The following is a 13698-nucleotide window of genomic DNA, read 5'->3' on the forward strand; positions in this document are numbered from 1 at the left end:
TTTAATATTATAAAAAAAGATTGCCTAATGAACTGCACCCCAAAAGTTAGACAGAAAAATCTAACTTTTGGGGTGTTTTTATTATGAAATTAACTTATGAAGATAAAGTTCAAATATATGAATTGAGAAAGCAAGGAGAAAGCTTTATACGACTTTCAAATCAATTTGGGGTGAACATTTCTGGTCTAAAATATATGGTGAAATTAATTGACCGTTATGGAATAAACATCATCAAAAAGGGAAAGAATCGTTACAATTCACCAGAATAAAAACAAGAAATGATTGATAAAGTTCTACTTGAAGGTCGTTCTCAACAAAGTGTTTACCTGGACTAGGTCTTCTCAAATCAAGGATTGCTTAACAATTGAATAGCACAATACGAGAAAAAATGGGTATACTCTTCTTTAGAAAACAAGAGGGAGACCGCCTAAAATGGGACGTAAACTAAAGAAGAAATCCTAAGAGATGATAGAGTTAGAACGTCTTCAAGCAGACAATGAGTACCTGAGAGCGGAGAATGCTATTCTAAAAAAGTTGAGAGAACTCCGATTGAGGGACGAAAAGGAGCAAGAAGAAAAACAGAAATTGTTCAAGGATTGGTAACAGAGTTTCCTTTAGATATCCTTCTAAACATTATCAAACTTGCTCGTTCAACCTATTATTACCACTTAAAGCAACTGAGTCAAGTAGATAAAAATCAAGCTATCAAAGTGGAAATACAAGCCATTTATGATGAACATAAGGGAAATTACGGATATCGTCGAATTCATTTGGAATTAAGAAATCGTGGTTATGTAGTGAACCAGAAGAAGGTCCAACGTCTGATGAAGCTCCTTGGTTTAAGTTCCCAAATTCGTCGTAAACGCAAGTATTCTTCATACCGAGGAGAAGTTGTCAAGAAAGTAGATAACCTTATTCAACGTCAATTTGAAAGCTCTAAACCAATGGAAAAGTGCTACACAGATGTGACATAGTTTGCAATTCCAGCAAGCAGCCAAAAGCTCTATTTATCACCAGCATTAGATGGCTTCAATAGTGAAATCGTCGCTTATAATCTTTCTAGGTCGCCGAATTTAGTACAAGTGAAAGCTATTCTAGAACAAGCCTTTACAGAGGAGTATTACGAAAACACAATTTTCCATAGTGACCATGGCTGGCAATAATAATACCGATACCCATTCGTGTTCTCCTCCTTTTATATATTTCTTCTTAGGAATAGAAAAATGATTATTGATATTATCATTCATGACATGAAAATGACAACAATATTTTTTTAGCCCCTCGAAAATTAGAACAATCTAATTATAAAGCGTTATCATTGGTTTGTCAATAGTTTCGTAACAAAAGTATCATAAAATTGAAAAAAACATCAAATTCTTGCAAATATACTTTCTTTTCAGATAAAAGAATTTAGATATAGCTTAAAGCTATATCTAAATAGAGAAAATGGGATTAAGGGGAAATCAGATAAATGCTTGTAATGCGTAGTTACAACTGCTATAATTGCTTCAATTAACTATTTAAGGTTAAATCTATAAGAAAAGAGGGCTTCCTTATGTCAGATTTACTAAGTATTTATAATGAATTGCAATCCAAAAAATGGGTCGACTTGACCCACAAAATTAATGCGGAAAGTCCACATTTTCCAGCCCTCCCTGCTTTGAAACAAGAAGACCTTTTTACCTTAAAAGATGGTTTCCATGTTCAAAAATTTACAGTGGTTGGTCAATACGGAACTCATATTGATGCACCTATTCACTTTGTCGAAGGAGGTCGCTGGCTAGATGAGATTGCCCTCAAGGATCTCCTTTTGCCACTCTATGTTATCGACAAGTCTAAAGAAGTCTCTGAGAATCCAAACTTTATCTTGAGCAAACAAGATATCTTAGACTTTGAAGCAGAGCATGGAAAAATTACAGAAGGAGCCTTTGTTGCTTTTCGTAGTGATTGGTCGAAGCGTTGGCCAGATCAAGATGCCATGCGCAACCTTGATGAGAATGGTGTTCAGCAAAGTCCTGGTTGGAGCCACGAAGCTTTGGAATTCTTAATCCATGAGCGTCATGTCAAGGCAGTGGGGCATGAGACTTTTGACACAGATGCCGGTATTCCAGCAGCAGAACATGGTTTGGTTAACGAATACTACCTCTTGGAACAAGACATTTATCAGGTAGAAGTCTTGAATCAATTGGATCAAGTTCCAGCTGTTGGTGCTTTGATTTCAATTGCATTTCCACACTGGGATAAGGCGACAGGTTCCCCAGTGCGTGCAGTGGCTATTTTACCTTAATCAGAAGAAAAGACACCGAAGAAATTTTCGGTGTCTTTTTCTGTTTATAAAAGTAGTTCCTGAAGTTTGCGAGCAACGCCGTCTTCCTCATTAGTCCATTCAATTTGTTCGTTAGCATGGGGGAGAAGGACAGAGCTAGCATTCTTCATGGCATAACCAGTCTTGGCAAGTTCCAACATCTCTGTATCATTGTGTTCGTCCCCAAAGGCAATCAAATCATCTGGAGATTTCCTAAAGACTTTGAGTAGGTAGTTCAGGGCGTAGGCCTTGTTAATACCTTTATGTGAAAACTCCAAGATATTAAGTGGCCCACCCCAAGAATCAACCTCAATTTCTTCTTTGAAATCTTTCTTAATATCGCTGGCTAGTTGGTACTTGTCCTCATGATGGGTCTGCATAAGGAGAGCGTTAGGATTGCGTGTGATTTTATCTGGCTCTAAACGCATAGCCTCATTGATTTTATCAACTCCAAAGAGTTGTGGTTGAATACGCTCTGGGTGCTCCATAGTGATATAAAAGTTCTTGCGGTATTGACTAGCAAGAAAATCCATCTCTAACTCATCGTGTCGTTGTAAGAGGCTAACTAGGTATTTTTTGTCCAATTTGACCGAGTGCTCGTAAGCCCATTCTCGGTCTGGGAGATTAGTCAAGGAGCCATTAAAGGTAATTAGCGGTGTCTCTAAGCCTAATGTTTTGTAATGATCAATAGCCATACTGTATGGACGACCGGTAGCGATAACGACTTGATGACCTTTGTTTTGTACATCTTCAATAATTGTTTTTGTAAATTCTGAAATAGTTCCATCTGGTCGCAAAAGCGTTCCATCGAGATCTAGTGCAATCAATTTTTTTGTCATGTTTCTATTATAACAGAAATCAGTTCTTTGTTGGGGTTTGGCCTATATCTATGGTAGAATGTTCGGTTTTTAGTGATAAAACTATCAAAAAATAAACCTTGCACCATAAAATGATTTCATGTAGAATAGAGATGTTGCATTCTACGTGAGAATGTTCCGATATCATTCGGATACGCTAACCTACCTTATGCTCAAGCACCTGGTATGGGACTAAACGCCTTCTTTACCTATACAGTAGTCTTCTCACTAGGCTACACTTGGCAAGAGGCTTTGGCTATGGTCTTCCTATGTGGGGTTATTTCTTTGATTATCACAGTAACTAGAGTACGTAAGATGATCATTGAATCTATTCCGACAGCGCTCAAGTCTGCCATTTCAGCAGGTATTGGTATTTTCCTTGCCTATGTAGGGATTAAAAATGCAGGTTTCTTGAAATTCTCAATTAACCCTCATACTTACACGGTTGCTGGTAAAGGTGCTGATATGGCCAATGCTTCCATTACAGCTTCATCGGCTGCTACACCAGGTTTGGTAGCCTTCAATAATCCTACGGTTATTGTAGGTTTGATTGGTCTTGTGATTGCTATTATCTTTATTGTTAAAGGTATTCGTGGGGGTGTTCTTCTTTCAATCCTCGCAACAACAATCATTGCTATTTTTGCAGGTATTGTTGATCTTGGTGCAATCGACTGGCATGCAGCTAGCTTGTCATCGTCATTTAAAGACCTTGGTAAGGTCTTTGGTGCAGCACTTGGCTCTAAGGGCTTAGGATCACTTTTCTCAGATATTTCTCGTTTGCCAGGTGTCTTTATGGCTATTCTTGCCTTCTCATTGACTGATATCTTCGATACTATCGGTACTTTGATTGGTACTGGTGAGAAGGTTGGTATCATCGCTTCAACAGGTGATAACAATGAATCAAAAGCTCTTGACCGCGCTCTTTACTCTGACCTTGTTGGTACAAGTATCGGTGCTATTGCCGGGACTTCCAACGTTACGACTTACGTTGAATCTGCAGCAGGTATCGGTGCTGGTGGACGTACTGGTTTGACAGCTCTTGTGGTTGCAGTACTCTTTGCCATTTCAAGTTTCTTTAGCCCACTTGTGTCAATCGTTCCTAGTGCAGCAACAGCACCTATCCTTATCATTGTAGGTATCATGATGCTGTCTAACCTTAAGGCTGTGGATTGGGAAGACTTGTCTGAAGCAATTCCTGCCTTTTTCACTTCTATTTTTATGGGATTCTCATATAGCATTACCTACGGTATTGCAGCTGGTTTCCTTACTTACACTTTGGTCAAAATTATCAAAGGTCAAGCAAAAGATGTTCATCTTGTCATGTGGATTTTGGATATCTTGTTTATCCTTAACTTCATTAACATGGCTGTGATCTAATTATTTATAAGCAAAAAAGTCTGTCCTTTTGTCAGGCTTTTTTAGTTTTTTACGAGTGATGATTTGAGGTTTACTTTCATGACTGTTTTAAGTTAATATTTAAATTTTGTTAGAAATATTAACTTTATGGAGGTTTAATTTAATGTAAGAAAGTATTAAATTAAGACAGGGTGTTATATCTAAATTATTCTTGATGTAAGAAAGTATTAAATTAAGACAGGGTGTTATATCTAAATTATTCTTGCTATCTTGGTATTTATAAGCTTTTATGGATTTTTACAGTAGACTATAGTCCAGATTTTTATTTTTTGATATAATGAAAACATGATTTACAGTCAAAATGAAGAGGAATTGATTAGTATAGGCCAAAAGTTAGGTCGATTGCTCAATTCTGGAGATATAATTGTTCTATCAGGTGATCTGGGAGCTGGTAAAACCACTTTAACTAAGGGAATTGCTAAAGGTTTGGATGTTTCACAGATGATCAAGAGCCCAACCTACACTATTGTTAGAGAATATGAGGGGCGTTTGCCGCTATATCATTTAGATGTCTATCGTATTGGTGATGATCCAGATTCTATTGACTTAGATGATTTTCTATACGGTGACGGTGTGACGATTATCGAGTGGGGAGAACTCTTAGATGAAAGTCTCCTGGGAGACTATCTCTTGATTTCGATAACTCATCATGGTGATGGACGTCAGCTGCTTCTGGAATCTTTTGGTCCTAGAAGTAAAGAAATCCAGGAGGAGATGGTAAATGGCTGAGTACGAATTAGTCATTGAGGAAGCTCAGAGAGAGGATTCCGTATCCTTAGCACATTTACTAGAGACGGTAACTCTAGAGTCGGATTTTTTGGCTCAGGATGATAGGAGCTCTGTACTGAATGGCGAACAGTTAGCCTCTTATATTGATAGCCGTCAGAGTGTCCCAAATGAGATTTGCTTAGTCGCAAAATTGGGTCATGAGGTTATTGGTGTTTGTAATGTTACTTCTAATCAAAACACGAAGACCAGTCACATCGGTGATGTTTTCATTGCGGTTGTTAAACCCTATTGGGGCAATGGTATTGGTCAGTTTCTTATGGGAACAATGATTGACTGGGCAGTCAATACACCTGCTATCCGTCGCTTAGAGTTGACTGTTCAAGCACGTAATGAACGGGCGGTACATCTCTATCAAAAATTTGGATTTGATATTGAAGGCACTAAGAAACGTGGTGCCAGAACTAAAAATGGAGAATTTCTAGATGTTTACATGATGGCTAAACTCATAGATTAGGAAAAAACATGAAACTTGGACGAAAAATTTTATTGATGTTGTCGGCAATTCTTGCAACCACAGTAGTAGCTGCTGGTATTTATCTAACGACAACTTATAATTATGCTACAGGAGAATTGTCAAAAACCTTTAGAGCTTCAAAGGTAACGTCAGGGAATAGTAAGGCTATTCAACAGACAAAGCCTATAACTATTCTTTTGATGGGGGTGGATACAGGATCCGAAGGACGTAAGGAAACCTGGGAAGGAAATTCTGATACTATGATTTTGGTAACAGTGAATCCTAAAACTAAGAGAACCACCATGACCAGTTTGGAACGTGACCTTTTGACAGATGTTGAGGGATTGGGTGAAGCAAAACTAAACTCAGCCTATGCTGAGGGTGGGGCTGACTTAGCTATTTCAACCATTCAAAAGGTTTTAGATATTGATATTGACTACTATGCGCTGATTAATATGCAGGGTATGATTGATTTGGTGGATGCCGTTGGTGGTATCGAGGTAACGAACCATTTTGATTTCCCAATTTCGATTGCAGAAAACGAACCAGAATTTCAGGCGAAAGTAGAGCCTGGAACCCATAAAATCAATGGAGAACAGGCCTTAGTGTATTCACGTATGCGTTATGATGATCCCGAAGGTGATTACGGTCGTCAAAAACGTCAACGTGAGGTTATTCAAAAGATTGTGGCTAAGCTCTTGAAGATGGACTCGATAGGTTCTTATAAGAAAATTTTGTCTGCTGTCAGTTCGAATGTACAAACCAGTATCAATCTTGGTGATAGCACAACTCTGCTTGGTTTGATGGGTTATAGTGAGGCTCTTAAAAATATCAAGTCTTACCAGTTGGCTGGTTCGGATGCAATGATCAATGGTGGAAGCTACCAAGTAGCCTCAACTGAGGATATTCTTAAGGTCCAAAACCGTATTAAGAAGGAAGTTGGCAAGAAGGGAGTTTCTGAATCTAAACTTAAGACTAGTCTGGTACTCAATGATTTTGGGACTTCTAGCTATGCTTCAGATGATTTCGTTAACGAAGTATCTGGAGGTTATGAGGCTGGATCATATGAGGCAACAGGTGGTGGATCAGTAAGTACCTACTATGGAGATACTACCTACAGCAACAGCTACACTGAGAATACTGGTAATTATGTTCAGGACCAAACCACAACAGCCCCCACAATTAATTATAATGGTTCAGGTGTAACTACTTATAGTTTGGTTCCAGCAGCACAATAGAACTGTTGAGAGATTCCCAGCCTTTTGGCTGTCATATGATTTTATTACTTGCAATAGTTTTTAAGCTATGTTATAATGTGAGGAAATAACGAAAGAGAGGCGGAGTAGAAACTTCGTCTCTTGTGTATGTAAGGAGGTCATAATGTCGCAAAAAATTATTGATCTCGTGACGGCTGTCGTAGCTCCAGCAATTCCTGAACCCTACGAATTGGTCGATATCGAGTATGAAAAGATTGGCAGTGACTATATTTTGTCCGTTTTGATTGATAAGCCAGGTGGAATTACTGTAGAAGATACTGCAGACCTGACTGAAATTATCAGCCCTCTCTTGGATACTATTCAGCCTGACCCTTTCCCGGATCAATACATGTTGGAAGTGTCTAGCCCTGGATTAGAGCGTCCCTTGAAGACTAAAGAAGCTTTGAAGAATGCTGTTGGTCAGTATATTAATGTTAGTCTTTACAAGGCTATTGATAAAATCAAGATTTTCCAAGGCGACTTGTTGGCCTTCGATGGCGAAACTCTAACAATTGATCATCTTGATAAGACTCGCCATAAGACTGTTGAGATTCCCTATCAAACAGTTGCTAAAGCTCGTTTGGCAGTCAAACTCTAAAACTCTTAGTGTAAATAAAGAAAGGATGCCAGTTTTGGCCCTTAATGGCTAAAACAACAAAGAATATGAGCAAAGAAATGCTAGAAGCCTTCCGTGTCTTGGAAGAAGAGAAACACATTAACAAGGAAGACATCATCGATGCTGTGGTTGAATCACTTAAATCAGCTTACAAGCGTCGTTATGGTCAGTCTGAATCAGCAGTTGTTGAATTCAATGAAAAAACAGGTGATTTTCAAGTTTTTACCGTTCGTGAAGTTGTAGACGAAGTCTTCGATAGTCGTTTGGAAATCAGCTTGAAGGATGCGCTTGCTATTAGTTCAGCTTACGAACTTGGTGACAAGATTCGCTTTGAAGAGTCAGTCGACGAATTTGGTCGTGTCGCAGCTCAATCTGCTAAACAAACGATTATGGAAAAAATGCGTAAGCAAATGCGTGAGATTACTTATAATGAGTATAAGCAACATGAAGGTGAAATCATGCAAGGAACAGTTGAACGCTTTGATCAACGTTTCATTTATGTTAATCTTGGAACGCTCGAAGCTCAATTATCACGTCAAGACCAAATTCCTGGTGAAAGTTTTAAGTCACACGACGTCATCGATGTTTATGTTTATAAAGTTGAAAACAATCCTAAAGGTGTTAACGTCTTTGTGAGCCGTAGCCATCCAGAATTCATCAAACGCATCATGGAACAAGAAATTCCGGAAGTATTTGATGGAACTGTAGAAATCATGAGCGTTTCCCGTGAAGCAGGTGATCGTACTAAGATTGCTGTTCGCAGCCATAATCCGAATGTTGATGCTATTGGTACTATCGTCGGTCGTGGTGGAAGCAACATCAAGAAAGTTGTCAGCCGTTTCCACCCAACACGTTTGGATCCTAAGACAGGTATTGAGGTTCCTGTTGAGGAAAATATTGATGTTATTCAATGGGTGGAAGATCCAGCTGAATTTATCTACAATGCTATTGCACCAGCTGAAGTGGATTATGTTCTCTTCGACGAAGATGATAGCAAACGTGCGACAGTAGTTGTACCAGATAACAAATTGTCTCTTGCAATTGGTCGTCGTGGACAAAACGTTCGTTTGGCAGCGCATTTGACTGGCTACCGTATTGATATCAAGTCAGCTTCTGAATATGAAGCACTAGAAGCTGAAAAAGCTGAGGCTGAAGTAGATGAAGTTGTCGAAAAAATCGTTGCAGAAGCTACACCTGTAGATGTAACAACGGAAGAAGCACCAGAAGCAGAATAAGAAGAAAATAGAGGTGTTTGATGGCTAAAACACGAAAAATACCTTTACGAAAATCAGTTGTCTCAGGAGAAATCATCGATAAACGTGATTTGCTCCGCATTGTGAAAACTAAAGATGGTGAAATTTTCATCGATTCAACAGGAAAGAAAAATGGGCGAGGCGCCTACATTAAATTGGATAATGAGGAAGCCCTACAAGCTAAAAAGAAACAAGTTTTCAACCATAGTTTTTCCATGGATGTTCCCGAAAGTTTTTACGATGAACTCATTGCTTATGTGGATCACAAGGTCAAAAGAAGAGAATTAGGTCTTGAATAACACAGAAAAATTGTCAAATATGTTGGGACTAGCACAAAGAGCTGGGAAGCTTATTTCTGGTGAAGAACTTGTTATCAAGGCAGTTCAATCAGGGCAGGCGAGACTAGTTTTTCTTGCCAATGATGCTGGTAGTAACGTGACTAAAAAGACGACTGATAAATGTAACTACTATAATATAGAAGTCTCCACAGTGTTTAACGCACTGGAATTAAGCATGGCTATTGGTAAACCAAGAAAAACGGTTGCTGTAGTAGATGCTGGATTTTCAAAGAAAATGAGGACTCTTATGGAATAAAGAATAGGAGGACATCACGTGTCAAAGAAACGATTATATGAAATTGCAAAAGAGGTTGGTGTAGAAAGCAAGGTTATTGTTGCGAAAGCTCAGGAACTAGGCCTTTCTGTTAAGAGCCACTCCTCATCAGTTGAAGAAGCAGATGCTAATCGTATTACTTCAAGTTTAAAAGTGGGTACAGCCAAGGCTGAAAGTAAGCCAGCACCTAAAGCGACACCAACCCCTAAAGTGGAGAAGGTAGAGCCTAAGGTTGATAAGGCATCTGTTGCAAAATCAGCTCCTGCTAAAGAAACATCAAAGGCTGAAGTCAAAGAAGCCTCTGTGGCTCTGAAAAAACCGAAAAGCCGTAATTTTAAGGCCGAACGAGAAGCACGTGCCAAGGCAGAAGCAGAACGTCGTAAAAACGGTGGGGGACGAGATAACCGTAACCGAAATCAACAAGGAAACGATCAAGGTAAGCGTCACAATAATGATCGTCGCAATCAAAAAGGAAATGGTCAAGGGGACCATAACAAAGGAAATCGCGATAACAGTACTAATCATGACCGTAATTTCCAAGGGAAGCTGCGTAATGATCAGAATCAAAATAACCGTAGAGATAATGCTCGAAATAATCAGGCAGGTCCGCGCATTGACTTAAAAGCGCGTGCAGCAGCCTTGAAGGCAGAGCAAAACGCAGAGTATTCACGTCAAAGTGAAACACGTTTCCGTGAAGAAAAAGCTGCAGAGCAACGTCGTGCAAAAGAACAGGAAAAGGCAAGAAAAGAAAAACAACAAGCTGAAGTAGCTGTTCAAAAGACCGGTCCTGAAACTAAGCCAGCTCCAAAATCAGCACCAGTGGCTCCCCAATCAGCTCCAACTGCACAAGCACAAGATACACGTCGTAAAAAAGCACGTCCAGATAAATCACGTGATAATCGTCGCGTGAGTGAAGATGGACCAAAGCAAACTAGAAATAATAAGTGGAATAATCAAAACCAAGTGAGAAATCAACGAAATAGTAACTGGAATAAAAACAAAAATAAAAAAGGTAAAAATAACCGTGGTAATTCAGCTCCGAAACCAGTAACAGAGCGTAAATTCCATGAATTACCAAAAGAATTTGAATACACAGAAGGTATGACGGTTGCAGAAATCGCAAAACGTATTAAACGTGAGCCAGCTGAAATCGTTAAGAAACTCTTCATGATGGGTGTTATGGCAACTCAAAACCAATCTCTTGACGGCGATACAATTGAGTTGTTGATGGTTGGCTATGGTATTGAGGCAACCAAAAAAGAAGAGGTCGATAATGCTGATATCGAACGTTTCTTTGTTGATGAAGATTACCTCAATAAAGATGCTATGGTAGAGCGCGCACCAGTTGTTACTATCATGGGACACGTTGACCACGGTAAAACAACCCTTCTTGATACTCTTCGTAATTCTCGTGTTGCTACAGGTGAAGCAGGTGGTATCACACAGCACATTGGTGCCTACCAAATTGAAGAGGGTGGTAAAAAGATTACCTTCCTTGATACCCCTGGACACGCGGCCTTTACATCTATGCGTGCTCGCGGTGCCTCTGTTACAGATATTACTGTCTTGATTGTAGCTGCGGATGATGGTGTTATGCCACAAACGATTGAAGCCATCAACCACTCTAAAGCTGCGGGTGTTCCAATCATTGTTGCGATTAACAAGATTGATAAACCAGATGCGAACCCAGAACGTGTTATCGGTGAATTAGCAGAGCATGGCGTTATCTCAACAGCTTGGGGTGGTGATAGCGAATTCGTTGAGATTTCAGCGAAATATGGCCAAAATATTGAAGAATTACTTGAAACTATTCTTCTTGTAGCAGAAGTTGAAGAACTTAAGGCTGATCCTACAGTTCGTGCCATCGGCACTGTTATCGAAGCTCGCTTGGATAAAGGTAAAGGTGCGGTTGCTACCCTTCTTGTACAACAAGGTACTTTGAATGTTCAAGATCCAATCGTTGTTGGTAACACCTTCGGACGTGTTCGTGCTATGACCAATGACCTTGGTCGTCGCATTAAGACTGCAGGACCGTCAGCACCAGTTTCAATTACTGGTTTGAATGAAGCACCAATGGCTGGCGACCATTTTGCGGTTTATGAAGATGAAAAGGCAGCTCGTGCTGCAGGCGAAGAGCGCGCAAAACGTGCTCTTATGAAACAACGTCAACAAACACACCGTGTTAGTCTTGATAACCTCTTTGATACTCTTAAAGCTGGTGAAATGAAAACTGTTAATGTTATTATCAAGGCTGACGTACAAGGTTCAGTTGAAGCCTTGGCATCATCTCTTCTTAAGATTGATGTTGAGGGGGTTCGTGTAAATGTTGTTCACTCAGCAGTAGGTGCTATTAACGAATCTGATATTACGCTTGCCGAAGCCTCAGATGCTGTTGTTATCGGATTTAACGTTCGTCCTACACCACAGGCGCGTCAACAAGCGGAAACTGATGAAGTTGAAATTCGCCTTCATAGCATCATCTATAAGGTTATCGAAGAAATCGAAGATGCCATGAAAGGGATGCTTGATCCTGAATTTGAAGAAAAAATCATTGGTGAAGCAGTTATCCGTGAAACCTTCAAAGTTTCTAAAGTCGGAACAATTGGTGGATTCACGGTTACTAATGGTAAAATCACTCGTGATTCAAGTGCCCGTGTCATTCGTGATGGTGTCGTTATTTTTGATGGTAAATTGGCAAGCTTGAAACACTATAAAGATGACGTTAAAGAAGTCGGAAACGCTCAAGAGGGTGGTTTGACGATTGAAAACTATAACGATATTAAAGTTGATGACGTTATCGAAGCTTACATCATGGAAGAAATCAAACGGTAATCACGTCATATTTCTAAGGAAGCTTATTTAGGGGACAAAGCTGGGTCATCTGGCCTGGCTTTTGTTCCATTATAAAAAAGAAAGGATAAGATTATGGGAAATTCATTTCGTGTAGATCGTGTTGGAATGGAAATCAAACGTGAAGTCAACGAAATTCTTCAAAAGAAGGTTCGTGATCCACGTGTTCAAAATGTAACCATCACGGATGTTCAAATGCTTGGTGACTTGTCGGCGGCTAAGGTTTTCTATACCATTCACTCTACTTTAGCGTCAGACAACCAAAAAGCGCAAACTGGTCTTGAAAAAGCGACAGGTACCATTAAGCGAGAACTTGGTAAAAATCTGACTATGTATAAGATTCCAGATTTGACCTTTATAAAGGATGAGTCTATCGAATACGGTAATAAAATTGATGAGATGCTTCGTAATTTGGAGCGTAAAGACTAAGCGAAAACTCCTGTCAGTTAAGGCAGGAATTTTTGCGTTATAATAGAATAAGAAGAGAACTTCGATGAAAGTAACAGTCTATTTGGGAGCTAATATGGGTGACAATTATAGCTTTAAAGAAGCAACGATTGCCTTGGGGAGATGGATTGCTAAAAATGGTCATATCCTAGTTTATGGTGGCAGTAAGATGGGACTTATGGGAGTTCTGGGTGATACGGTTTTGGAATATGGAAGTCAGGCTCACGGTATCATGCCACAGTTTCTCAAAGATAGGGAAATTGCTTATGAGGGATTGACCTCAATGACTATAGTAGAAACGATGGCAGAGCGCAAGACTGCCATGTTAGAGCAAGGTGAGCTATTTATCGCCCTTCCAGGAAGTCTTGGAACCCTTGAAGAAACCTCATAAGCTTTTGCTGCTGCTTGTGTGGGTATGCTGGATAAACCCTGTGTTTTCTTTAATCTCAACGGCTATTACGATGCCATGAAGGCCATGTTAGATACCATGGTTTCTCATGATTTTTTAGAGGCTGAAACGGCTGCAAAATTTCTCTTTACGGATGATTTTTCTGAAATTTAGGCCTTTGTTCATTCTTATACCTCACCTCAATTGCGACGTTATAGGTAAGTATCAATGAAGAAAGGTTCTTCCACATTCAAGTGGAAGGACTTTTTATAATCAAATGAAAAGTCGTGTAGGTTTCAGAAAATATCGCAAAATTCTTAACAAAAGTGGTAATTTTGTATATAATGATGTTTATATTTTTAATAATTCAACTAGATAATTCAACTAGTTTTCCTCATCATCTGTGAGTAATGTTCATGATCAACCAATACCCCTCTTGGTTTGGAAAAAATTTC

At 39.4% G+C, this 13698-nt stretch carries 10 protein-coding genes and 5 pseudogenes; 14 read left to right on the top strand and 1 reads right to left on the bottom strand.

The genetic code is table 11. The features are described 5' to 3' along the window. Window positions 1-83 precede the first annotated feature (83 nt). Both NSQ85_RS07615 and NSQ85_RS07620 read left to right on the top strand, forming a co-directional pair. Window positions 84-1160, top strand: a pseudogene (locus NSQ85_RS07615) (IS3 family transposase); the annotation flags it as partial. Between the two features lie 395 nt (window positions 1161-1555). Beyond that, window positions 1556-2287, top strand: a complete 732-nt coding sequence (locus NSQ85_RS07620; RefSeq protein ID WP_011225491.1) for a cyclase family protein — start codon at window positions 1556-1558, stop codon at window positions 2285-2287. A gap of 44 nt (window positions 2288-2331) precedes the next feature. Here NSQ85_RS07620 and NSQ85_RS07625 read toward each other — a convergent pair whose 3' ends face one another. After that, entirely contained in the window at window positions 2332-3144 is an 813-nt protein-coding gene (locus NSQ85_RS07625) for a Cof-type HAD-IIB family hydrolase (protein WP_179972626.1), read from the bottom strand. A 171-nt stretch (window positions 3145-3315) separates the two neighbouring features. Here NSQ85_RS07625 and NSQ85_RS07630 point away from each other — a divergent pair. From NSQ85_RS07630 to NSQ85_RS07680, 12 genes and pseudogenes are all read left to right on the top strand, one after another. Then, window positions 3316-4539 (top strand): annotated as a pseudogene (locus tag NSQ85_RS07630) (NCS2 family permease); the annotation flags it as partial. Between the two features lie 324 nt (window positions 4540-4863). Continuing rightward, window positions 4864-5307 (top strand): tRNA (adenosine(37)-N6)-threonylcarbamoyltransferase complex ATPase subunit type 1 TsaE, encoded by a 444-nt coding sequence (gene tsaE, locus NSQ85_RS07635; RefSeq protein ID WP_002949675.1) that lies wholly within the window; start codon window positions 4864-4866, stop codon window positions 5305-5307. Then, the gene (locus NSQ85_RS07640) at window positions 5300-5821 is read left to right on the top strand and encodes a GNAT family N-acetyltransferase (RefSeq protein WP_179974244.1); all 522 of its coding nucleotides are present in this window, start codon (window positions 5300-5302) and stop codon (window positions 5819-5821) included. Before tsaE ends, NSQ85_RS07640 begins: the two co-directional genes overlap by 8 nt. An 8-nt stretch (window positions 5822-5829) precedes the next feature. After that, window positions 5830-7059, top strand: a complete 1230-nt coding sequence (gene lytR / locus NSQ85_RS07645; RefSeq protein ID WP_179974245.1) for a glycopolymer--peptidoglycan transferase LytR — start codon at window positions 5830-5832, stop codon at window positions 7057-7059. Window positions 7060-7201: 142 nt separating this feature from the next. Next, window positions 7202-7675: a ribosome maturation factor RimP gene (gene rimP / locus NSQ85_RS07650; protein ID WP_179972630.1), complete on the top strand. Its 474-nt coding sequence runs from the start codon at window positions 7202-7204 to the stop codon at window positions 7673-7675. 65 nt (window positions 7676-7740) lie between these two features. Further along, the gene (gene nusA, locus NSQ85_RS07655) at window positions 7741-8928 is read left to right on the top strand and encodes a transcription termination factor NusA (protein ID WP_179972980.1); all 1188 of its coding nucleotides are present in this window, start codon (window positions 7741-7743) and stop codon (window positions 8926-8928) included. A gap of 20 nt (window positions 8929-8948) precedes the next feature. After that, entirely contained in the window at window positions 8949-9245 is a 297-nt protein-coding gene (rnpM, locus tag NSQ85_RS07660; protein WP_179974246.1) for an RNase P modulator RnpM, read from the top strand. Continuing rightward, on the top strand, window positions 9238-9540 hold the full coding sequence (locus tag NSQ85_RS07665; protein ID WP_002947460.1) for a YlxQ-related RNA-binding protein: 303 nt from the start codon (window positions 9238-9240) through the stop codon (window positions 9538-9540). The genes rnpM and NSQ85_RS07665 overlap by 8 nt, the downstream gene beginning before the upstream one ends. Before the next feature lie 18 nt (window positions 9541-9558). Further along, a pseudogene (locus NSQ85_RS10730) lies at window positions 9559-9651 on the top strand (translation initiation factor IF-2 N-terminal domain-containing protein); the annotation flags it as partial. A gap of 507 nt (window positions 9652-10158) precedes the next feature. After that, window positions 10159-12390, top strand: a pseudogene (gene infB / locus NSQ85_RS07670) (translation initiation factor IF-2); the annotation flags it as partial. 93 nt (window positions 12391-12483) lie between these two features. Further along, window positions 12484-12837 carry a 30S ribosome-binding factor RbfA gene (rbfA, locus tag NSQ85_RS07675; RefSeq protein ID WP_100262551.1) on the top strand — a complete coding sequence of 118 codons (354 nt, stop codon included), beginning with the start codon at window positions 12484-12486 and terminating at the stop codon, window positions 12835-12837. A 94-nt stretch (window positions 12838-12931) separates the two neighbouring features. After that, window positions 12932-13417, top strand: a pseudogene (locus tag NSQ85_RS07680) (LOG family protein). The last annotated feature ends 281 nt before the right edge of the window (window positions 13418-13698 follow it).

Source organism: Streptococcus sp. FSL L8-0526 (assembly GCF_038007145.1).
GTDB lineage: Bacteria > Bacillota > Bacilli > Lactobacillales > Streptococcaceae > Streptococcus > Streptococcus thermophilus.